Source organism: Phycisphaerae bacterium (assembly GCA_035275405.1).
Lineage (GTDB): Bacteria > Planctomycetota > Phycisphaerae > UBA1845 > UTPLA1 > DATEMU01.
Window position 1 is genome coordinate 81114 of the sequence record DATEMU010000012.1, and the last position, 19538, is coordinate 100651.

The 19538-nt window shown below is 61.5% G+C and carries 17 protein-coding genes; 8 read left to right on the plus strand and 9 right to left on the minus strand.

The window, feature by feature from the left end; all coding sequences use genetic code 11:
* The first annotated feature begins 12 nt into the window (after positions 1-12).
* A complete protein-coding gene (locus VJZ71_13195; GenBank protein HKQ49019.1) occupies positions 13-1185 on the plus strand; it encodes an LL-diaminopimelate aminotransferase in 1173 nt (390 codons plus the stop codon).
* Positions 1179-1667, plus strand: a complete 489-nt coding sequence (gene folK, locus VJZ71_13200; protein HKQ49020.1) for a 2-amino-4-hydroxy-6-hydroxymethyldihydropteridine diphosphokinase — start codon at positions 1179-1181, stop codon at positions 1665-1667. Before VJZ71_13195 ends, folK begins: the two co-directional genes overlap by 7 nt.
* A 31-nt stretch (positions 1668-1698) precedes the next feature.
* Here folK and VJZ71_13205 read toward each other — a convergent pair whose 3' ends face one another.
* From VJZ71_13205 to VJZ71_13225, 5 genes are all read right to left on the minus strand, one after another.
* Positions 1699-2709, minus strand: coding sequence for a DinB family protein (locus tag VJZ71_13205; GenBank protein HKQ49021.1), 1011 nt, complete (start codon positions 2707-2709; stop codon positions 1699-1701).
* Positions 2710-2826: 117 nt separating this feature from the next.
* The gene (locus VJZ71_13210; protein ID HKQ49022.1) at positions 2827-3519 is read right to left on the minus strand and encodes a hypothetical protein; all 693 of its coding nucleotides are present in this window, start codon (positions 3517-3519) and stop codon (positions 2827-2829) included.
* Between the two features lie 351 nt (positions 3520-3870).
* Positions 3871-4131: a hypothetical protein gene (locus tag VJZ71_13215; GenBank protein HKQ49023.1), complete on the minus strand. Its 261-nt coding sequence runs from the start codon at positions 4129-4131 to the stop codon at positions 3871-3873.
* A gap of 3 nt (positions 4132-4134) precedes the next feature.
* The gene (locus tag VJZ71_13220; GenBank protein ID HKQ49024.1) at positions 4135-5235 is read right to left on the minus strand and encodes a hypothetical protein; all 1101 of its coding nucleotides are present in this window, start codon (positions 5233-5235) and stop codon (positions 4135-4137) included.
* Between the two features lie 61 nt (positions 5236-5296).
* Entirely contained in the window at positions 5297-6430 is a 1134-nt protein-coding gene (locus VJZ71_13225; protein HKQ49025.1) for a DNA topoisomerase IV subunit A, read from the minus strand.
* A gap of 138 nt (positions 6431-6568) precedes the next feature.
* On the opposite strand from VJZ71_13225, the gene VJZ71_13230 reads away from it, so the two are divergent.
* From VJZ71_13230 to VJZ71_13245, 4 genes are all read left to right on the plus strand, one after another.
* Positions 6569-7432, plus strand: coding sequence for a hypothetical protein (locus tag VJZ71_13230; protein HKQ49026.1), 864 nt, complete (start codon positions 6569-6571; stop codon positions 7430-7432).
* A 99-nt stretch (positions 7433-7531) separates the two neighbouring features.
* Positions 7532-8665: an alanine--glyoxylate aminotransferase family protein gene (locus tag VJZ71_13235; GenBank protein HKQ49027.1), complete on the plus strand. Its 1134-nt coding sequence runs from the start codon at positions 7532-7534 to the stop codon at positions 8663-8665.
* 63 nt (positions 8666-8728) lie between these two features.
* Positions 8729-9013, plus strand: a complete 285-nt coding sequence (locus VJZ71_13240; GenBank protein ID HKQ49028.1) for a hypothetical protein — start codon at positions 8729-8731, stop codon at positions 9011-9013.
* A gap of 182 nt (positions 9014-9195) precedes the next feature.
* Positions 9196-9957: a hypothetical protein gene (locus tag VJZ71_13245; protein HKQ49029.1), complete on the plus strand. Its 762-nt coding sequence runs from the start codon at positions 9196-9198 to the stop codon at positions 9955-9957.
* Positions 9958-10294: 337 nt separating this feature from the next.
* Here VJZ71_13245 and VJZ71_13250 read toward each other — a convergent pair whose 3' ends face one another.
* Both VJZ71_13250 and VJZ71_13255 read right to left on the minus strand, forming a co-directional pair.
* Positions 10295-12142, minus strand: coding sequence for a CRTAC1 family protein (locus tag VJZ71_13250; GenBank protein ID HKQ49030.1), 1848 nt, complete (start codon positions 12140-12142; stop codon positions 10295-10297).
* 13 nt (positions 12143-12155) lie between these two features.
* Positions 12156-14588: a di-heme oxidoredictase family protein gene (locus VJZ71_13255; protein HKQ49031.1), complete on the minus strand. Its 2433-nt coding sequence runs from the start codon at positions 14586-14588 to the stop codon at positions 12156-12158.
* Between the two features lie 161 nt (positions 14589-14749).
* On the opposite strand from VJZ71_13255, the gene VJZ71_13260 reads away from it, so the two are divergent.
* Entirely contained in the window at positions 14750-16057 is a 1308-nt protein-coding gene (locus VJZ71_13260; protein ID HKQ49032.1) for a YkgJ family cysteine cluster protein, read from the plus strand.
* Between the two features lie 12 nt (positions 16058-16069).
* Positions 16070-17458 (plus strand): glycosyltransferase 87 family protein, encoded by a 1389-nt coding sequence (locus VJZ71_13265; GenBank protein HKQ49033.1) that lies wholly within the window; start codon positions 16070-16072, stop codon positions 17456-17458.
* A gap of 2 nt (positions 17459-17460) precedes the next feature.
* Here the strand turns inward: VJZ71_13265 and VJZ71_13270 are convergent, their stop codons facing one another.
* On the minus strand, positions 17461-18042 hold the full coding sequence (locus VJZ71_13270) for an adenine phosphoribosyltransferase (protein HKQ49034.1): 582 nt from the start codon (positions 18040-18042) through the stop codon (positions 17461-17463).
* 68 nt (positions 18043-18110) lie between these two features.
* Positions 18111-19529 (minus strand): trypsin-like peptidase domain-containing protein, encoded by a 1419-nt coding sequence (locus tag VJZ71_13275; protein ID HKQ49035.1) that lies wholly within the window; start codon positions 19527-19529, stop codon positions 18111-18113.
* Positions 19530-19538: the final 9 nt, after the last annotated feature.

Here is a 19538-nt window from a genome sequence, read left to right on the forward strand (position 1 = left end):
TACCATGCCTTCGTGGCATTCAACCGTGCATCCCGCCTCGACCAGCTACCGCCCTATCTCTTCATCGAGATCGACCGCAAGAAGCGCGCCGCGATTGCCGCCGGGAAGGATGTGATCGACTTCGGCGTGGGAGACCCCGACCGGCCCACGCCGAAATTCATCATCGACAAAATGGCCACGGCGATCTACGAGCCGAAGAACCACCGCTACGCCTTCGACACTGGCGTGCCGGAATACAAAGAGGTCGCTGCCGCGTGGATGCAGAAGCGATTCGGCGTCCGCGTCGATGCCAAGACCGAAGTCCTCGCCCTCATCGGCAGCAAGGAGGGGCTCGGACATCTGCCCCTCGCGGTCATCAACCCCGGCGATGTCGGCCTGATCCCGACGCCCGGCTACCCGGTCTACAACGCCGCGACGATCTTTGCCGGCGGTTTGCCGCACTACATGCCGCTGACCGAAGAGCGCGGTTTCCTGCCTAACCTCGACGAGATTCCGACGGATGTACTTGATCGCGCGGCCCTGATGTTTCTGAATTACCCGAACAATCCGACCGGGGCGATCGCGTCGCCGGCTTTCTATGAAAAGTGCGTCGCCCTGGCACGGAAACACGACTTCGTGATCTGCTCTGACGCCCCTTATTGCGAGATGTACTTTGATGAGGCCGACCGGCCGCACAGCATCCTCGAAATCCCCGGCGCCCGCGACTGCTGCATCGAGATGCACTCGCTCTCCAAGACCTTCAACATGACCGGCTGGCGGATCGCCTTTGCCGCGGGAAACGCCGATGTCCTGGCCGCGCTGGCCAAGGTGAAGGGCAACATGGACTCGTCCGCGTTCGGCGCGATCCAGCAGACCGCCGCCGATGCGCTGACGAATATCGACCGGCCGGAGGTGGCCGCCATTCGCGCGCTGTATAAGGAGCGGCGCGATGCGCTGGTGCCCTGCCTGCACAAGGCGAGCTTCAAGGTCTCGCCGCCGCCGGCGACGTTTTACGTCTGGTCGCATTGCCCGCCCGGTTACGATTCGATGCGCTGCGCGGCGAAGCTGCTCGACGAGGCGGCGGTCGTGGCCATCCCCGGCGTCGGCTTTGGTCAGCAGGGCGAGGGTTATGTGCGCTTCGCGCTGACGGTCGAGCGTGAGCGGATCCTTGAGGCGGGCCGGCGACTGGCGGGGCTGACGTGGTGAAACGCGCGGCGCGCCAGCACGACGTCTATATCGGCCTCGGATCGAATCTCGGCCTGCGCGAGAAAAACATCGCCGCCGCGCTCAACGCGCTGCAGACCACCAAGGAAATTGAGGTCGTCAAGGTCTCCAGCCTTTACGAGACGAAGGCCGTCGGCGGCCCGCCCGGCCAGCCCGACTTCATCAACGCCGCCGCGCATCTGCGGACTACGCTGTCCGCCGAGCGGTTGATGGCCGTCTGCCTGAGCATCGAATCTTCGCTCGGCCGGCGCCGCGGCGTGCCCTGGGGACCGCGGACGATCGATCTGGATATCCTGCTCTTCGATGATGAAATACGTTCGACGTCGGACCTGACGATCCCTCATCCCTTGATGCACGAGCGCCGCTTCGTCCTCGATCCGCTCGCCGAAATCGCCCCGGATGTCGTGCACCCGGCGCTGGAGGAGACGATGACGCGACTTCGGGACGCACTGCCAACTGGCTGATCCAGTACCCACATTGGTGCGAGCAACCCTTCTACGATTCGTCGAACATCAGCAGATAGTCGAACTCCCGCGTCGGTGCGCCCAATTGCCGGACCATGTTCAGCGCCTGCGCCCGGTGGTGTGTCGCGTGACCGCAGAGTTGCACGAGGCTGACACCCAGCGGGAAGTCTAGCGTCAAATCGGGACGGGGCTTGACCGTGACCGGCCGCGGCAAGTCGGCTTCCGACAGTCTGTTCACGAAGCGATCCCGCGCCGCCCAGGCCGTCTCGAAGCGCTGCGACAGATCGGCGAGCGCGATCGAATCGTCGGCCGGCGGGAACTCCCCGGCCGGCCCTTTCGTCCAATTCGTGTGCCACCATTCCTCGGCGATCACCAGATGGCTCAGCGTCTTGCGGAGCGTTCCCAGCCCCATCTCGAATGGTCGATCGAGCTGCGCGTCGGTGAGCTTTGCGACAAGGTCCAGCATCCGGCGCGTTCCCCAGTCGGCGTACGCTTCGTACTTCCGGATCGTCGCGAGGTCCAGCGGCGGCGGGGCCTCCTTGATCTTCTCCAAGCGGTAAAAGATGTAATCGAACCCGCGAGCCGGCACCGGTCCGCCGGCGCGCCGGACCATGTTGATGAACTGTGCCCGATGATGGATGCCGTGATTGCAGACGTGCAGCAGCATCTGCCCCAGCTCGTACGTCCAGGTTTCGCCCTTTCGATTGACGTAGCTGATCCGCCGCGACAGATCGGCCTCTTGCAAGGCGGTCACGAAGGCATCGCGCCGCCGATGCGCCTCCGCGCAGCGTTCTGCCAGGGCGCTGACGGCCAAACCCGCCTCGATTTCTGGGTATTTCACAGCACCGCCGCCCTGCAGCCAGCGCTCCAGCCAGATCAGCTCGGCCGCCCAGATGTGGTGCAGTGTGTTGCGGATCGAGCCTAGCCCCATTTCGAAGGATCGGTCAAGCTGCTCGGCGGAGAGACCGTCGGCGATGGCCAGGGTCTTGTCGTTGGCCCAGCGGTTGAAGGCGTAGAGTTCTCGAAGCGTGCTCACGGTCATGGCGTGGATTCCCAACTAAGCGGCTCTCGTCAACGGGTTATCGTACTTACGAGAACCGTAGCAGACAATGGCCAGGCGACGCCAGCGAACACGCGGATTCCATAGGATCCTCACTAACTAGCCGTTGGTGCCACATTTTTCCGTAACGGGTTTGGCGGTGGCCACGTCGGCATCCGGTTCGTCGAGCTTGGCGAGGCGGAGGGGCTCGGCGTCTTTGGAAAGCGGGCGAACGCTGCGCGCGGATTGGAGAAGCTGCGATTTGAGGCGGAGTTGCTCGCGATCGAGTTCGAGGCGGGCGCGGGCCACGTCGGATTCCTCGTCCAGTCGGCGGCGACCGAGGGCGATGCGGCGCTCCGCGATGTCCAGCCAAGCCGCTTGCGAGTGGGCGCTGACCAGGGTGGCGATTTCCTTGAGGCACTCGGAGCTGTTTGTGTGGAGGAGAAGATCCAGGGCGCGGCGACCGGTGAGCTTCTTGAGGACGGCGTCGACGTCGGCATCGTCTTCGCCGGCGAGGGAGGCGGCCTCGACGAGGTTGACGCGTTCCCGGACGCGGCGGGCGTAGCGGTAGAAGGCGGCGAAGCTGACGCCGAACTTGGCCAGCTCGAACTGCATCCAGACGGCGCGGAAGGTGGGCGGGACGTGCTCGGCGATGGCGACGTCGAGGGCGTGGCGGAGGTCGGGGGGGATTTTTTCGAAAAGGGAAGAGCGGGTGTTTTCCTGGCGGGCGGTGTCACGCTGAGGCGCAGGGCTCGCAGAGGGCTCCTCAGACGGAAGGAAAGTTTCTTCCTGTGTCCTGACGGAATTCGACATCTTTCTAACCCTCCCTGCCCCCCTCCCCGGGGGGCCGAAATCGAGCGAAAACGAGCGAAAAAAGTGCCGAGTCAGAGGTCGCAGACGACTTCCAGAGGCTCGCGCGCAGACCCTCACGGCTTGGCTCAAGTGTAGTCCGCGACAGGTCTACCGAACAATAACCTAACATGTTAGCCGTGCGTTCAGGGAAAGTCAAGGGGAGTCGGCGGGTTTTTCGGATCGTGGGGTTGTGGGGGACGTGGCGGCGGGCGAACACTGCGGTGAACGGCTGCGAATCGGTTCGCCGTGCGTAACTCCGGACATCCTTTCAACAAGACCCTGCGGTGCGATCGCTGGAAGTGGGCTGGGCAATTAGGCTATCATGTAGGCCGGTGCAGGCCTATAGGCGGCGCAGCCCCGAAAACGACCATGAGCAAGAATTTTCCAGCGGGCTGAGACGAGGAGCGCGTTCGCCGCGTTCTCGAACACTACGAGGGCCAATCCGAGGACGAAGCCGTCGCCGAAGATGAGGCTGCGTACGAAGAACGCACGGGAACCATGATGCAAGTTCCGGTCGAGCTGGTCGCGACGGTGCGCGAGCTCATTTCCAAACAGGGCAAGTAGCAGGATCAAGTTTTAGACATCGTCGCCGAACGCCGTAGGTTTATCGAATTCTTGCAAGATGCCAAACGGTGCTTGGTAGGCAAACATCCAGTTCATCGCACGCAGATCTGCCTTCATGATCGATAGGCGAAGAAGAAGGCGTTCCTCTTCTGTTCGACAATGCGCATCGTTAGGCACGTCTTTATTCCGATCCCATGTCTTCAAGATCTCTTCATTAGTCAAGTCGGGTCGCTCATTAACCCATTCTCGTAGCGCTTTTACATTTTCGTTCGCTTGGAACGCAAAGCGGAAAGTCTCGATCATTCTCTTGCCAATTGCTCTTTCGAGAACGCGAACGTTGGACTCGTCGAAAAGCCAGCCGACAGGAGGATTAAAGCCGAACTTGGTAATAACTGGAGCAACGAAGACACACACAGGGTTGCAGAGCACGAGTAGGTGCACCACCGCAAGTGATACCTCGCCAATGATTTTGATCCAGTAAGCTAGCGCTGCCTCTGATGCGATCGCCTTGTTAGTGCCGCGCAGCCGAGAAATGCTTTCAGCTAACAACGGTTTGTGAGCGTAACAGCAAAGACATTGATAAAGTGGATAGATTCCCTTGGCGTGCCCTCCAATACTTGTACCATCGATTCTTGCGATGACTTCTTCAAGTACATTTCTGAATGGAGGAGCATGTCCTCGACCGTCCAGCCATGCAAAGTATTTTTCATGAGTCGATTCGCGTTCAAGGCGGAGCTGCCACCAAGAATGAAAGACAAACATCTCGAGCGAACTTCGTAACACTGAAAAAGAGCTGTGATAAAGTCCGCTTAACCCTGCTAACACGGACTCGCGTAGGGTGTTGATAGCTTCATAGTAAAGATAGTTGGTGCTTCCAAAATGGCCTGCGTCGGGAAAATTGATGTGTTGTAGATCCTGGAATTCCAATATGGCCTGCTGAAGCCAACTCGTGGTATCGGTTCCTTCATGGAGAGCATTCGTTGGATTTCGTAAAGCCTCTAGACTACTGGCGCCTTGACCATTTAGTTCCGCGGTTGCAATTCCCCAAACGTGGTCGAACCCACGGTAATAATTCGTTTGCTTAAAGTAAACCGCATCCGTCTCGATTTCCATTTTTCCACTCGCGGCTGAAATTGTCTCTCAATCTTGAAAAGAGTTGACGGCCGACTTACGCTCAATCCAACCACACGCTTTTTTGCTTCAACCGCTGCGGCACGTACGTCTCCGTCACGAAGCTGATGCTTTTCGTCAGCAGCGATTCCACCTCCATCTTGAAACCGTGCTTGAGCATCGTGTCGATCTCTTTGGCCCACTCCTTCTTGCCCTTGAACCACGGGTAATCGAGGATCTGCTTGGCCCGCTTGATGTCCTTGTCATCCACGGCGATCTTCACGTCGTCGGACAACTTGAATTCCTCGAAGTCGCGGCTGCGGATGCCGATCAGCCGGGCGTCGGGGATCGCCATCCGCTTCGACTCGAAGGCGAGGTTGATCGAGCCCTGCTTGATGACGCTGTAGATGTAATACCCCCACGGGTCGTTATCGAGCAGGCAATAGACCGGCAGCTTGAGTTCGTGGTGCATCCGGTAGAGCAGCCGGCGGACGCCGCGCGGGGGCTGACCGCCGCCGTGGGTGAGGATGCAGTTGCTCTTCTGCCAGAACTTATCCTCGTTGAAGCGCTGCCAGACCGTGCCTTTTTCGACGTGGAGGATGAACTTGGCCTCGCACTTGCGAAACGCGAAGACGTCCGGCTCGACGATGCTGGGGATGGAGAAGCCGCCCGCGCCCATGCGGCGCAGGTCGATCTCGTCGCCGCGGCTGACGATGGTGAGGTTGCCGGCGATGCTGCCGCGATTGTCGGCGAAGACGTGCAGTTCCTCGCGGAGCGATTCGAGCGAGACTTCCAGGTCTTCGATGATGGGGTCGCTCTCGGACTGCTCGTTGAAGGTCTTCTCGCTCGTGCCGGGGATGGTGTGCTTGGTCAGGTAGTAGAGACCGCGGATGCTGACCGTCTTGTCGGCGTCGATCAGTTTCTTGCAGCCGCTGGCGATGAGCACGGTCTGCATGAAGTTCTTGGCCTGGCCGAGGTTGAAGAAGGTCCGCGACTGGGCCTTGCTGCCCATTTCGATGATGCGCTTTTCGCGGTTGTACTTGGCGTTGGAGAGGGCGCGCAGGGGGATGTTGACCGCCGGGTCTTTCTTTTTTGACGCCGAGGCGACGACGCCTTCGGCGAGACCGATGATCTTTGCCGCGGTGGCGCTGCCTTTTGCTGATTTGGTTGAACGCTTTTTTGATTTGGTCTTGGCCATCCGTGGTCCCTCATGAACACTTGGTCGTACACGAATCTCGCCCGCTGGACGCCGCCAACGCGGCTATCCTATATTAACGATATCCGGCGCGGTTATCACATCGTCGTGTCAACCAATAGTCGCAGGGGAGTGAAAGTAATGACAGCCTACGACGATACACATCGATACTCGGAGACAGAGTGCTGGACCGCCTTCGAACGGCTGTTTCCGTTTGGATTCGCCGGAGAGGACGTGTTTCGCGAGATTGCCCCGGAGGGTTGGGAAAAATCACCTCTCCTTCCCACGTTCCATCCCTCCGTCCGGCAGGTCCATGACGAGTCCGTGCGAATACACCGAAACCTTCGCGAGCTTTGCAAGGGGAAGAACCCCGGCGACGACAAACCGGAGCCGACATTTGAAGAGACAGCGGCGTCCTATCAAGACCCGCCCATCGAACCGCAGCGGGAAATCTCGGAACTTGTCGGCAAGTGTCTGTGGGACGTTTTCTCCGACAACCACGAGGTGGTGGATCGCGATGGCCGAGTCGTTGACATTGGTTCGTTCCGAGGATCGGGCGGATTCATCGCCGACTTCCTCAATCGCCACGGAGGCCGGGACCATTATGACTACATCGATTTCTACATGGGGACGATTTGGATCGGTAGCCGAGCTGACCTGAAGCCGGTCTACAAGATGATCTTTAGACGGCTGAAGTCCAACGAGTTCGATTGGGTATATCATTTCCCCCGGCTCTACGCCGTCGATCTTCGCGGACTTCACAAGCAGCTTGGGGACGACAGTAAGCCGGATTGGGCGGATTACTCGCCGTCGGAGGCGTTCGCGAAAGAGCAAGAGGAGAAGGAAAAAAACAAGGAGATCACCGAGTTTCGAGAATCCCTCGATCAGGCAAATCGCGAGGCCGTTCAGGCCGCGCAGGAGTCGCCGCCGCCGGAGACCGTTACCGCCTTCGTAACGGTGTACGGCCGCGTCCCACGTGGCTGGCCGCCTGAGATCGAATACTGATACAACTCCCCGATTCGATTATACTTTCCGTCGTTTCGCTCCCTTTGGCACGCGAATTGCCATCCGATGGGTAGCGGATTTCATAAGGAGTACCACACCATGATGAAACTTCGACTATTCACCCCCGGTCCCACGATGGTCAGCCCCGAGGCCCTTTTGGAGATGGCGTACCCGCTCGACCACCACCGCACGAGCGGCTTCAAGGAGATGTTCAAGGAATGCACCGAGCTGTTGTCCTATGTCTATCAGACCAAGGCCCTGCCGCTGGTCCTGACGGGCAGCGGGTCGGCGGCGATGGAGGGGGCGATCCTCGGCTGCTGCAAGAAGGACGCGAAGACGCTCGTCTGCCATGCCGGAAAGTTTGCCGAGCGCTGGGTCAAGATCCTGAAACGCTTCAACCTGCCGCATGTCGAATACAAGCAGGAATACGGTCGCGGCTTCAAGTCCGAGGGCGTCACGGACCTGATCAAGAAGAACCCGGACGTGAAGGCCGTGATCTTCGTGCACAGCGAGACGAGCACATGCGCCCTCTCCGACGCGCAGGGGATTGCCAAGGTCTGCCGCGATCATGGGGCGCTGACGCTCGTGGACGGCATCACCTCCATCGGCGCGATTCCCTTCAAGATGGACGAGTGGGGCATCGATGTCGCCGTGACCGGCTCGCAGAAGGCGCTGATGCTCCCGCCGGGTCTGGCCTTTGTCGCCGTGAGCGACCGGGCGTGGGAGGTGATCGAGTCGCACGACTCGCCGTCGTTCTACAATGATCTCAAGGCGTATCGAAAGAGTCAGAAGGATAATGACGTGCCGTGGACGCCGAACAATCAACTGGTCAAGGGACTGCGATATACGCTGCGGCAGATCAAGGCGGAGGGGATTGAGAATGTGTGGAAGCGGACGGCGCAGCTTGCCAAGGCGACGCGGGCCGCGGCCAAGGCGCTGGGCCTCTCCATTTACGCTGCCGATCCAGTCGATAGCGTGACCGGCCTCAATATTCCCGCCGGCGTGGACGATGACAAGTGGCGCAAGACGATGCGGTCGAAGTACGGCATCCACGTCGCCGCCGGTCAGGGCGAACTGAAGGGGAAGATGATCCGGCTGAACCACATGGGCTACGTCGACGCCGTGGACACGGTGGGCGCGATCGCGGCGATGGAATGGACGCTGGCGGAGCAGGGGTACAAGTTTGAGATGGGTGCGGGTGTGACGGCGTTTGTGAAGGCGATGGGCTCATGAGATATCACGGACAAATCGATCGTGTGCTTCCGCGGACTTAACGTCGTTGGAGCGGTATAATCAGTGGGCAAATTGTTCGATCAAATTCGGGAGGCCGTAGAAGAGGGCCGTTATCTGATCGGCGTGCATGCAGGCAACCAGCTCGACGAACGCGGAATACCGGATTGGCAGGTCGTGGCCGGATTGGATGAAGGCGTGCTGCGAATTGAGCGCCCGTCGGCACAGCCCAATCCCGTGGTCGAAGTGGAGGAGTTGCTTCCTGATGGTACTACGGTCAATGCCGTCTGGTCCTGGCTGCCGCATCATCGAGCAGCAAAGCTTGTGACTGTGCATTACTTCGATAGGTGAACCATGAAGTTTGAAGGAACGCGAGTCAGACGAATTCGGTGGGTCCATGCGGGGCCATGCGTAGTCCAAGTCGAGGTTGAAGCGGTAATACCCGTCGATGATCCAAGCGAGCCGTGTTTTGAGCCCGCCACCGTGGAGTTCCTCCGCGAAGTTCACAGCCGGGCTGAGGCAGGAGACATCGAATGGCTCAAGAGAATTGGAAAGGTCTATGCCAAGGTGCCCGCGTGACCATTGCGGTGTACATTGAAGCGGCCTCACGAGCGATGCGGATTTTGCGCAGTCCATTGCTCGTCGTCTTAGTCGGACTATCGGCGATCAACGTTAATGGATGCTCTAATCCTACACACGCCATTCGGACGGATTCCCTCGAACCGATTAAGGCGCGACTTAACGACGACGACTCGATTCTGGTTCAAGGAAAGTATCTCATCCTTCCCATCGAAGCCGAAGCAAATGAGATCGAGAAAGTCTATGGTTCCGCGGTATTCAGTGGATCCTGTTGGTCCGGTACGGATTTTGGAGGACTCTGGGGGTCGCTCTACACACTCAACCTGGAGGTCGTCGAGTTGGAAACCAACGGGCACCACCGTGTCTTTGATCGTCAAGTTGCATTGGGCTCGTGGCGAATGTCGCTTGAAGGCACGGGAAGTGGATACTACCTGCGCTACCCAGACCAATTAATTCTGCCCGCTCGAACGTCGGATGTAAACAAAGATGGGTTCATTACCAAAAACGATCCAGTTTGGCTGTTTCTGTACGATATCAAGAAACACCAAACAACAAAAATCTCACCACAAGGGTATCACGTCGGCAAGGTCGATTTGCTGCCGGACCGCATCGTCATGGTCGTTCAACCTGAGAATGACCGAAACAAGTCGGCGGTGTACGGTTATGAACCACAGAAAGGAGAGGGACGCTTAATTGTGGAAGGCATGACGCCTTGAAAGCGATTTGATGGAATAGCGCAACAAGTTGACTGCCTTGATCGAATCATAAGCGAACTATGACCGGAAAAACCGCCTTACTAACGACCCTCATCCCGCCCATTGGCGTCGGCCTTGCGCAGGTTTTTTGCTGAGGCCATCCGCTTGCGGCGCTCGGTCAGGGCGATATTTTCTTTGGCACGCCGCAGGCCTTCGGCGGGGCCTTATCCGCCTATCGCCGCGCGCCGGACGGCGGCGCGGCCCTGGCGGCGCTGGTTATTGCGTCGCTCGAATTGCTGGGCCTGGTGGCCGCGGTGATCGGCGTGGTCACTTTCTCGACGTGAGCGCCAATTCTCTTCTATGGCTCCGTGACAAGCAGTACCTGATCCACTGCGACGCCGTTCAGCACGCTCGTCTTACCCGACGGCCACGTGACGCGAAGTTCATCGACGCTCATCAGTACCCCCAGCCCGAAGTGCGCCTCTGGTTGCTGACCGCAGAATGCTGATGTACTGGTCAAGACCTCCGCGGCCCGCGTTCGACCGCCGGCCGTCGCCATTACCCGCGCTCCGACGCCGAACCCGTTGCTCGTTGTCCCGCGCAGCCGGACCGTCAGCCAGTGATTGCCGGGCAGCCCCGGGTTGAGAAAGACGCGATTCATCGGGTCTAGCCCGCCGAACAACGTCGAATTGGTCACCACCAGGTCGCGAAACCCATCACCATTCAGATCGCACGCGACCACCGCCTTGCCCGCGTCCTGCTCGTCGAACTGGACCGTCCGGTCAGGCTGGATGTTAAAGAGCCCGCGCTCCGCGGTTTGATCGGCGAACGAGCCGTCGCGGAACTCCAGGAATCGGCCGACGCCGTGGGCACTGAGGACCAGCCCGCGTTGCAGGTACGTGATCAGGTCGCCGGTCCAATACAAATCCAGCGCGCCGCGATTGTCCGCGTCGATCCAGGTCGCCCCGAATCCGAATTCGGTCGCCTGGAGACCGGTTCCTCCGAAGCGGTTATCCGGGGGCAGTACTGCGGACGGAATTACGGGGGTTCCCGCTGCGACGTCTTCAAGCGTTCCACCGTTATTGCGCAGAAGCTTGTGGAAAAACGTCCCGTTGGGCGTGACCTGCGTCTCAGCAATCGTGCCGTCGGGGAAAATCTGATAGAAGTCGCAGCCGGTGTTCGTTACGAAGTAATCCACATCGCCGTCGGCGTCGTAATCGCCATTGGCGATACCCATCCACCCGCCGTGCTGATTGAGCGTGTCCATTTGTCGGATGGAAAAAGTGAGATTGCCGTCGTTGTGGTAGTAATCGATCCCGCCCGGCACATCGTGTGCGTAGAGGAGGTCCAATCGTCCATCGGCGTCCACGTCAGTCGGGTGAGCGACGAAGCTGCCGGGAATAAATGTCTGGTCCTGGGTCTCCGGCGAGGAACCCTGTTGCAGGGTCCCCTCCGCACCGCCCGCGCCGGGCACCTTCTGGTATTGTGGAATCCCGCCGACCACGCCCGTGCAGCGCCAGATTTCGTTCGGCTGCGATCCGTAGATCGGAACTACCAAGATGCCGACGAAAGCATTCAGATCGTAGCGGGCGACGATGATGTCGAGCAGACCGTCGTTGTCGAGATCTCCGACGCTGATGCCCATCGCCGGGTCGGGGCTGTCAAAACCTGTCTCCGCCGGAGTTAGCGTGCGAAAACTGACCACGCCCTGGGCGTTGGCGCCATTGTTGAGGAGGAGAAGTGCGCCGGCGGCGGTTTCGGGCGGCATTTGATAGCGCTGGCGCGTCACCAGAAGGTCCAGCCAGCCGTCGTTGTTCAAATCCCCGACACCGCAGGCCACGCAGTTGTCCGTCGAGAGGGCGACGCCGGCCTCGTCGGTTACGTCCGTGAAGTTTGCCTGGCCGTCGTTTTTCAGCAATCGGTTGGCGAATCCCTGACCATTGGTGATCAGCAGATCGATGTCGCCGTCGTTGTCGTAGTCGAAGGCGGCGAGCCCGCCCCAGCCCTTCGAGCGAAGTGCCTCGCCCAGGGCGGGCGATTTGTCAATGAACGCCTTGGGCCCCAGGAACGCCGAAGGGTTCATCCCCATGGGCGCGCCGCCGCATTGCGATGTGCCTTGACAGGCTGTTGCGGTCAGGACACCCAATAGCGCGAACATGAGGCCGCGCCGAACACCCCGTGAACGGCCGGAAATTTGCAGCTTCACGATTGACACCCCCTTACAGCGTATCGAGGAAAGCGAGCAATGCCGCCTTATCCTCGGCAGGAAGCGCATCGTACGCCTGCCGGATGGCGGCCGCCTCGCCGTTGTGCAGGCGAATTGCCTGATCGATGGAATCCGCCGCGCCATTGTGGAAATAGGGCGCCGTCTGGCTCAGGCCCCAGAGGGGCGCCGTCCGAAATTCAGTTTGCGTCGCATTCCCGCTCACAATTCCCGGTGTGCCGCCCGGGAGGATGTCGTGCAACAACAAGTCGGAGAAGAGCGGGACATCACCCAGGGCGCTGGGCAACGACGGAATGTGGCACTTGGTGCATCCAACGGAAGCGAAGACCGCCTCGCCCGCCGCGACCTGCGCGGGATTCGCGAAGGGTTGTCGCGGTGGTCCCGCCATCATCGTCATGAAGAAAGCCAGGTCTTCGGCATCCTGTAACGGTAGCTCCGGATCGGGGACTCCGTCGGTGTCGTCGGTGCGGCCGAACGTCAGATTCGGCTGCGCCCCAATGGTCACGCCGATCTCCGCCATCATCGCGTCGCGGACGAATTCAACGATGCTGGGCACATCCGCCTTCCAGCCGAAGCGGCCGAGCCGTCCGTCGTTGGGGAGAATGTGGGCACGACCGCTGATTCCGTCGGAATTGGTATCCGTCGGATCTTCATGAGAGCGAATCGTGTCTTCGGTGATGGCGTCGATCAGGCCAAGGCCGAAATTGTGCGGCGTCTGGCGCATTTCGAAGCAGTTGATGTCCGACGTCGCCTCGATGATCGGATGACCGAGGCGGATTTCCTTGTGCAGGATCGTATTGGGTGTACTGCTTGGCGGGGAGAAGTTCCCGCCCATGTCGAGCTTTCCGTGGCGCATCACGTTGACGTCGCGCGGACCCGCGCCACCGATCACGGGATCGACATGGCACGCCCGGCAGCTATCGCCGTTGAAACGGCCGACACTGTCCGGCCCGGCCAGGCCGCCGGCGCCTTCCACAAAACTGAAATCGCGATCGAAGACGGCGCGGCCCCGGCGATACCGTTCCAACTCTTCCGCCGTCAGCGCCCGAAAGGGCCCGCCGTATTGCGCGACGTCCGGGATCGGCTCGTCGGGCGGAAGCAATCCGGGCGAAGTCTGGCTGCGACCGCCCAGTGAGAGCAGGAACTCGAGGATATCCGTTTTGTCCTGTTGCGGCAGCGCGTCAAAGGCGTCGCGCGCCGGCTTCGCCTCGCCGCCGTGGTGCAAAATGGCGTCGTTAATCGTCGCCGCCCGGCCGTCGTGCAGAAACGGTCCTTCCGCCGAAATCCCCCAGAGCGGCTGCGTCCGAAACTCGGAGCCGGAGGCTTCCTTCATCACGATTCCATCCGCCAACTCCGGACCCATGTCGTGAATCAGGAGATCGCTGAAGATCGGCACGGGCCCGCGCGGTCCCTCCAAGCGCGGGACGTGGCAAAGGGCGCACCCGATCGCATGGAACAGCTCGCGACCGTGATTGGTCTGGAACGTCAGAGGTTCGAACTCCGGCGCGGCGAGCATCATCGAGAAGCTCACCAGGTCGAAAAGCTCCTGCTCGGTCATCTCCGGATCGGGAACGCCGTCCATATCCGAATTGGGCCCGTCCGCCGCGGCGGCCTGATCATGAGGCCCGAATTTCGGATCGCTCGTCGGCGCGGCGCGGTGGGCATCGATCAGCTTCTGCCGCCCGGAACTGTCCACCGGCAACTGCGCACGCCGTTCGTTGGACAGCGGATTGGTGGTAACACCCAGGTGGTTGAACAGTGGCCCGCGGATGAACGCCTCGATGGAGACGGTCTGGCACTTCAGCCCAAACCGACCGACAAATCCCCGGTCATGGTTGGGCCGGCCGCTGATGCCGTCGCCATTGGCGTCGTCGGGATCGGCGCGGGAGAGAATTTCCTCGTCGGTAATTTCGGCCATCAGGCCGACGCCGAACATGGGGATGGCGTTGCGCTGGGCGAAGATCGTGGTCGTATCCGGAACGGGCGGCCGCGCGGGCAGGCTCGGATTGTGGTTAAACACGCGCAGTACGCCGCCGGCCATGCCCTGGGACTCACTGAAGGCAAAAGTGCCATCGGGCTTGATCTGCGCGCCGATAAAGAAGTTTCGATAAAGGGCAGCGCTGCCGCCGGCGACGGGCTTCTCGTGGCAGGCCCCGCAGGACGTGACATTGAATGCCGGTCCCAGGCCATCGCTTAGGTTGAAGCGCTTGTTCAGCACCTCCTTGCCCCGCGCGAACGTCTCCAACTGTTCCGGCGTGAGCGAGGGCATCGGATCGCCGAGCTTGCCGGTTACACCCGGGGCGATCGGTCCGTCCCCTTCTCCGGGGAAGAAGGGGAAGCAAGACCCCATGCAGCCGGGAAGGATGGCGGCCGTCAAAAGGAAGACTGAAAGGAGTTGGAATCGGAACTTTAGGAATCGTCGTTTCATAAACCGCGCCTCTTCATTCGGTGTCGCGAGGCCATTCCCGCGGGCACATCGAAATGGGAAGTTCATCGTACCTTGCCATTTCCGCCATGGCAACACGCGAACAGGCAATGCGCCGGGGGACTTACCTAACGACTCCTGAATAAGAAGGCTATGCTATCGCCATGCAGTTGCCTGTGGCCATGCCCGAAGTCCGCAGCCAGCATTTCGATTGCCATTCCTGCACGAATTGCTGCCGCGAATTGGTGGTTCATCTCACCGCGATCGATCGTGACAAGATCGACAAACAGGACTGGACGGGGCGACTCGGCGTCGCGCCCTACCTTCGCCAGCGGCGCGAATACGTTCTCCGCCACAAGCCCGGCGGGGGCTGCGTTTTTCTCATGGACGACAAGCGGTGCCGCATCCACGCCGAGTACGGTCTGACGGAAAAGCCGCTCGCCTGTCAGCTCTATCCATTTACGCTCCATCGGGAAGGCGACACCCTTCGCGCGGGAGTGCGCTTCGATTGTCCCAGCGCCGCCGCCAACAAGGGCGAGCCGATTTCCCACCATCGACAGTCTGTTCGCCGACTCGCCTCCGAACTGGCCGACGCGGCCGCGCTTTTTCCCGCGGTCCAACCCGTCGAGCTGCGTCGCGGCTGCCGGATCGCATCCAAGCAACTGGACCGCGTCGTTGATCGGCTGGATGTCTGGCTGCGCGACGCCGATCGCCCGCTCGACGACCGCCTGCTCGGCCTGTGCTCCCTTTGCGACACGTTGGAGGCCGCGCGGCTCGATGCTATCAGTGACGAACAGATCGGCGACCTCCTTACCTTGCTCGTGGGAGAATTGGAGAGCGCCGCGCCGCGAGAGGATCTTTCGCCGCCGACCGACCGGCACTTCGCGCTGCTGCGCATGACGGTGTTTGCCCACTGCGAGCATGTCACGTTGGGCGACCTCTGCGCACCGTGGCGTCTGCGATGGCGCCGGCGTGTCGATCAACTCCTGCGCGGTCGCCGAATGGTCCGCGGTCTCGGCGACGTTCCCCCGTTGATGCCCGGCGCGCCCGCCGTCGCATTTGAGCGTGTGGATCGCGTGCGTCGCGATCCCGCCACGCCTCCGCAGGACGTCGATGAGTTGTTGACGCGCTATGTTCGCATGCGGCTCCTTTCGCACTCCGCCTTCGGCGACGCCTACTACGGTTGGTCGGTCATCGACGGGCTCCGCGCTTTGGTCCTCTCTATCGCGGCCGTCCGTTGGCTGGCTCGCTATCTCGCGGCCGCCGCCGGCCGCGATACCTGGCAACTGGCCGATTTGCAAAAGGCTATCGGCCTCATTGATCGCGGTGCGGGCCGGGCGAAGGAACTCGGCCGCGCATCCGGCTCACTTCGCGTTCGCTTTTTCGCCCGGGATCACGGGCTGGCGCGGTTGATTTTCCACGACTCCGCGCAAGAGGGAACGGAAGTGTCCGCCGCGACGACCGCCGGATAGACTGCATGGCGAATGGACCCCACGACCCCCTCGCCGCCTTCTGCAGTCCCGATCGCTGGCGAAGGCCGCATACCATCCGCCCGCCGGCGCCTCGTTTTGATCATCGCTCTCGTCGCCGCCGGGCTCGCGGCGCGAATGCCGCTCCTGCCCTACCCTGGATTTCTGCACGACCAGGATCAGTTCGTCATGTGGGCCCATGTCGCCGCGACCCGCGGACTGGCGCATGTGTACGACCGTCCGGACGCTGGCCGCTCCACGCCGCTTTGCAACTACCCGCCGGTGCAGGTCTATGTCTGCCGCGCCCTGGCATCGATCTATCCATTCGTCGGCGGAACACCGCTCAATGCCGCGATGGTGGATTCCATCGTGCGGCGCGAAGACTCCCCCGAGGTCCGCTCCGCGTACGTCCTCTTCAAGTTTCCAGCAGTCCTGGCTGATCTCCTAACGGCCGCACTCCTTTTCCTCTGGCTCATCCGGCGCGCCCCGCTCGTCTTTGCGACGATCGTCGCCGGCATCTACGCGCTGCACCCGGCGATCCTTCACGATTCCTCTGTCTGGGGCCAGATCGACGCCATTCCCACGCTCTTCACCCTCTGCGCCCTCGAAGCTGCGCGGCGAAAGAAGTTCGAGTGGATGTGGGCGTGGGCCATTCTCGCTGCCTTGACCAAGCCGCAGGCCCTCATCTTTCTTCCGGTCTGGCTGTCGCTTTCGATCTTGAACTTCGGCAACGATGCCCGGAAATGGTTGCGTTCCGCGGGCGTGATTGCGCTTGTCGTCGTCGCGACCGTCGCGCCATTTTACGGCGGCTGGGCTGGGGTCTGGGAAGCCTTCGTCGGTGCCGCGTCGTATTATCCCTTCACTCACCTCAACGGGTTCTCCGGCTGGTTTCTCAAAGACCCGCTGCTCGCGCCCGAACTCGGCGGCAACCTTCTCGAATCCTACTCCCGCGACGATCGCGCGCTGTTTGCCGGCTTGACACCGCGCGTCCTCGGACTGATCGGTGTGTTTGTGATCTGGTTGGTCGCGGTACAGGTTCTTCGCCGACGTCGCGGCGACGACGATTCGCTTGAATGGGCGGCGCGGCTCGTACCGCTGGGCTTTTTTGTAGTGTCCACGCAGATGCACGAGCGCTATCTCTACCCCGCCATTGCGATCTGGGCGTGGACGGCGCGGCCGGATTGGCGCTGGTGGATCGGCTGGCTGCTACTGGGCGCCTGCGTGGCCGTCAACATGCTCTGGGTCTGGATCGGGCCCTGTGCCGGCGACTTCCTGCGCATCCAGGAGCAACTCTTCCACCGGCCCTGGCTCGGTCAGCCGCCGGGCGTGTGGTGCAGTTTCATCTTGATAGCAGTTCTGTTCGTGACGCTGGCGCGTGTCGTGCGCGAGGCGACGCAAAAGTAGCATCAAAAATCGGAGGTGACCTTGCCGGCCGCGTCTTCAATCTTGATGACCGAGTGAATGGGGACGCCGTTGAACCGATCGCGGCCCTTGAGGAAACACAGTTCGATGAGGAACGCCACGCCCGCGATCTCGCCGCCCAGCGAACGGACGAGATCGCAACAGGCGACCATCGTCCCGCCGGTGGCGAGTAAATCATCAATCATCAGCACTTTGGCCCCTGGCCAGACCGCGTCTTCGTGAATCTCCATCGCGTCGGTGCCGTATTCGAGCTTGTATTCGACGCGCCGGGTCTTGGCAGGGAGTTTGCCCGGCTTGCGAATGGGGACAAACCCGGCGGAGAGGTTTCGCGCCACGGCGGTTCCAAAAATGAACCCGCGGCTCTCCGCACCTACGACCACGTCAATATGCTGATCACGGAACGGTTGTGTGAGGAACTCGACCGCCAGGGAAAGGGCCGCCGAATCGGACAGGAGGGGCGTGATGTCTTTGAAGACGATCCCCTTCTTGGGAAAGTCGTGGACATCGCGGAGCATCCGCGCCAGTCCTTCGACGTTGGGAATCGGCAGTCGCGTTGGCTTGGCCATCCATCCATCCTCGCTGCCTGCCATTGTATCTTGCGGAGGGAAGCCGACACAAGCGATCCGACGATCGCCTATTCCGCCTTTAATAGCAGCGAATGACCGCTGGAAAGCCCCACGAGGCAGTCATCCATCGTCGCGGCCAGTGCGCGAACCGCCTCGACCGATAACGGGCGACCGTTGACTCGGACGAGGATGTCCCCGGGCGCCAGGCCGGCGCGATCGCCGGGGCTGTCCGCTCGAACCAAAACCACGATCATCGCTCCGGCAGGCAGGTGATTGGCCTCGCGCATCTCCGGCGGCGCCGTCTCCAAGACGGCCCCGCGAAACTCCATTGCTTCTGGTGCGTCGGCGATCGCAGGCGAGGCCGGTCGGCGTCCCACGAAGACATGCGCGACGGCGCGACCGCCCTTGCGCAGGAACTCCACCGCCGCCGTCCGCCCCGGCTCCAACGCGCCGACCAACGACACGAAATCATCCGCCGATGCGACGGGGCGCCGATCGACGGCTACGACAATATCTCCTCCCCGCAGTCCCGCGGCGGCGGCCGGTTCGTCCGGCACCACTGAATCAACCAACACGCCTCTCCCCGCCCGCAACCCCGCCGCGCGAATCTGCGCCTCGGTCAGGTTGACCACCTCCACGCCGAGATAGCCGTATTCAATCGATTGACCCCTCAGGAGGCGGTCGATGATGCGCCGCGTCCGCTCGCCGATGGGTACCGCGAAGCCGATCGCGCCGCTGGCGCCGGTGGCGCCCAGGGCTGTGAGCACTCCGACGACCTGACCGTCAATGTTCACCAGCGGCCCGCCTGAATGGCCGGGATTGATCGGGGCGGAGGTCTGGATCATGTCGCCGTAATAGCGATCCTCGTCTCGTCCCACGGTCTGCGGCAGCGGGCGGCCGATCGCGCTGACGATCCCCAAACTGACCGCGGCCTGCCCGTCCCCGGCCAGGCCCAGCGGGTTGCCGAACGCCAACACCAGATGACCGCGGCGCACGCTGCACACGTCGCCCAGCTCGGCTACGGTTAAGTCCCGCTCGGCGATGTGGAGGATGGCGAGATCGGCCCGTGGATCGGCGGCGATGCGGCGCGCGCGGCACGACCGTCCGTCAGACAGCGTGACGTGAATTGCCAGCGCGCCCTCGATGACATGCTGGCTGGTCAGGATCATCCCGTCGTTGCGGATGACGACGCCGCTGCCGCTGGTGACCCAATCGAGCGGATTACCGCTTGACGGCTCGCCCGGCGACGGACGGCGGTCGGTCTGGATCGCCACCACGGCGGGGCCGAATTTTTCAACAAGGACTTCGATCCCGTCTTGCAGTTGTTGAAGCGGATTGGGCGGCGGTGGCAATTCCGCGGGCTGCGAGGTCGAGGGAATCTCCACGGTCGGCACGGGCTGTGTCGTGGTCTCCGGCAGCTCCTGTGCGCGCGATCTCTCCGCAGCCAGACACAGGCAAGTCAATAGTGCAATGGTACTGCGCGTCATTCCGCCGGC

Coding starts and splice junctions, on each gene's coding strand:
- VJZ71_13205 (HKQ49021.1), bottom strand. CDS start 2,709: ATGACCGTGAGCACGCTTCGAGAACTCTACGCCTTCAACCGCTGGGCC.
- VJZ71_13210 (HKQ49022.1), bottom strand. CDS start 3,519: ATGTCGAATTCCGTCAGGACACAGGAAGAAACTTTCCTTCCGTCTGAG.
- VJZ71_13220 (HKQ49024.1), bottom strand. CDS start 5,235: ATGGAAATCGAGACGGATGCGGTTTACTTTAAGCAAACGAATTATTAC.
- VJZ71_13225 (HKQ49025.1), bottom strand. CDS start 6,430: ATGGCCAAGACCAAATCAAAAAAGCGTTCAACCAAATCAGCAAAAGGC.
- VJZ71_13230 (HKQ49026.1), top strand. CDS start 6,569: ATGACAGCCTACGACGATACACATCGATACTCGGAGACAGAGTGCTGG.
- VJZ71_13235 (HKQ49027.1), top strand. CDS start 7,532: ATGATGAAACTTCGACTATTCACCCCCGGTCCCACGATGGTCAGCCCC.
- VJZ71_13245 (HKQ49029.1), top strand. CDS start 9,196: ATGGCTCAAGAGAATTGGAAAGGTCTATGCCAAGGTGCCCGCGTGACC.
- VJZ71_13255 (HKQ49031.1), bottom strand. CDS start 14,588: ATGAAACGACGATTCCTAAAGTTCCGATTCCAACTCCTTTCAGTCTTC.
- VJZ71_13260 (HKQ49032.1), top strand. CDS start 14,750: ATGCAGTTGCCTGTGGCCATGCCCGAAGTCCGCAGCCAGCATTTCGAT.
- VJZ71_13265 (HKQ49033.1), top strand. CDS start 16,070: ATGGACCCCACGACCCCCTCGCCGCCTTCTGCAGTCCCGATCGCTGGC.
- VJZ71_13270 (HKQ49034.1), bottom strand. CDS start 18,042: ATGGCCAAGCCAACGCGACTGCCGATTCCCAACGTCGAAGGACTGGCG.
- VJZ71_13275 (HKQ49035.1), bottom strand. CDS start 19,529: ATGACGCGCAGTACCATTGCACTATTGACTTGCCTGTGTCTGGCTGCG.